The following is a 2,020-nucleotide window of genomic DNA, read 5'->3' as shown; positions in this document are numbered from 1 at the left end:
CCGAAGTGAATGTGCCGTTCAAAATCTCCACCAATACGATTTGACAGAGACCCAAATAATCTTGATTACCAACAACAGTCTCTTAGAGTTCTATTTTCTACCAGTTAATTTGAGCTTCTGAATTCATACCCTGGTAAATTTTAATCGTGCTCTCTATATAACTCTGTAAGTCAGTTGTACTGGACACCAGACTACCATAGAACTGCTGGACTAAGAACATGCCAATCAACGAAAGAGTTTCATCAGTTGTCATGTCTTTACCCTTAGCGTAAACCTCGCCACTTCCTGTGTCGACACCAACTTCAAGCGTTCTTGTATGCCCGGACTGCTCGACACTGGGGCCGTCAGCATTTATCTTTTCAAGCGTACTCCCAATGCTGCTAACTCTTGTTTGCGTCTTAGTCAGAAAGTTGCAATATGACATTCCTAGCATAGCCAGCGAAACGTCGTCTTGTACCGGTTGCTTTTTTACCTTAATTTGCATGTCTGGTTCTACTTCAACAATGAAAATGGGTGCTTTTGTCATAGTTTCTCCTAACTCACTAAAATGATATTTCCCTGACAACGCATTAGAATATGGGGCAAGCAATCTAGCCTTTATAATCAGGGACACCTTTAAATGCTTAATATAGTTTAATTTCGAACCAACGAATTGTCAAACCGAGCACAAGGAATTTTTTCAGGGGTACCGTATTCTAGAATCTTTCTCGGACGGTGATTTAGCTGTCATTGGCAGCTCTTAACTTTCTCGTCTGTTGGCGATTCCAGACTTTTATTTTAGAACCGTCATTGTACCCGCTATGGCGCTTTTTATTCAATTCGGGTTGCACTTCAATTGTGAATTTGTCGGCCAGTTCGCCCCGTTTCTTACGACAATGGAAAGTTCCAAGAGAATGACTAGGCAGTCAAACGGTTTTCGTTTATAATGGTTAAGATTAATCATTGAGAGGAGAAGTACGGTGAGTGTCCAGTTCTATATCATCCTAAATGAACACGCAGGTAGTGGCCACGCCAAAGAGGTCTGGCCAGCTATCAAACAACAACTCGACGCCGCTGCGGTCTCCTACGAAGTGGCTGTTTCAGAGTACCCTAACCACGCCGTGCTGCTGAGCGAACAATTTGCCAAGCAGTTGCCGGACACCCCTCATCAAGATTGGGTAGTCCTCGCGGTTGGTGGCGATGGGACGCTCCATCAAGCCCTCAATGGGCTCACGCGTTTGCCCCGCCATTACCGCATCCCCGTTGCCTACATTCCGATCGGTTCGGGGAACGACTTCGCCAGAGGCGTCGGCATGGCGCTTGATTGGAAAACAGCGTTGAACCAAGTGATTCAGTGTACCCATGCAACCGATATTGATATCGGCAGCTACGATGAAACCATTAAACAGGAACGTGGCGTCTTTACCAATAACCTGGGAATCGGCTTCGATGCCGCCATTATCGCCCAGGCCAATCAATCCAAGGCCAAGGTGTGGCTGAACAAGCATCACCTGGGTTCCCTCTCCTATCTGGCTTCGGCACTGAGTGTCTACTACAACCAGACAGGATTCACCCTGACAGTACACGTCGGCAACCAACGAGACATTTACCCGAATGCCTTCCTGGTGACGACCACCAACCATCCCTACTTTGGGGGAGGCGTGGGTATCGCGCCAGGCGCCACGGTTCATGACCACAAGCTCCATTTGGTCGTCATTGAGAAACCGAATTTCTTTAAATTGATGTGGTTAGCTCTGCGGCTCGTATTTAAGCGTCATTTGACGTCTAAGGCCGTTCATTACTATCAGGCATCCAATGTCCACCTCACCGTTCCATCCATCGAATACGGCCAATTAGACGGTGAGGAGATGGGGGGACGCTTCTTCGACGTTTACGTCGGCGTCACACAGTACCCCTTCTGGTTTGATATTACCATCTAACGAAACCACGAAAAAAGGTCAGGACATGATGTCCTGACCTTTTTTCGGTTCTAAAATAACTGTTGTTGGTAATCAAGATTATTTCTTGATTACTAACAACA

At 46.5% G+C, this 2,020-nt stretch carries 2 protein-coding genes; one reads left to right on the top strand and one right to left on the bottom strand.

The window, feature by feature from the left end; translation table 11 throughout:
• Window positions 1-97 precede the first annotated feature (97 nt).
• Window positions 98-526 carry a hypothetical protein gene (locus tag IV54_RS09755; protein ID WP_057879145.1) on the bottom strand — a complete coding sequence of 143 codons (429 nt, stop codon included), beginning with the start codon at window positions 524-526 and terminating at the stop codon, window positions 98-100.
• A 433-nt stretch (window positions 527-959) separates the two neighbouring features.
• Here IV54_RS09755 and IV54_RS09750 point away from each other — a divergent pair, with 433 nt between their 5' ends.
• Window positions 960-1,919: a diacylglycerol/lipid kinase family protein gene (locus IV54_RS09750; protein ID WP_057879144.1), complete on the top strand. Its 960-nt coding sequence runs from the start codon at window positions 960-962 to the stop codon at window positions 1,917-1,919.
• The last annotated feature ends 101 nt before the right edge of the window (window positions 1,920-2,020 follow it).

This window comes from Levilactobacillus paucivorans (genome assembly GCF_001437125.1).
Lineage (GTDB): Bacteria > Bacillota > Bacilli > Lactobacillales > Lactobacillaceae > Levilactobacillus > Levilactobacillus paucivorans.
Note: the sequence above shows the minus strand (reverse complement) of the source record. Positions and strands in the feature narration are given on the sequence as shown.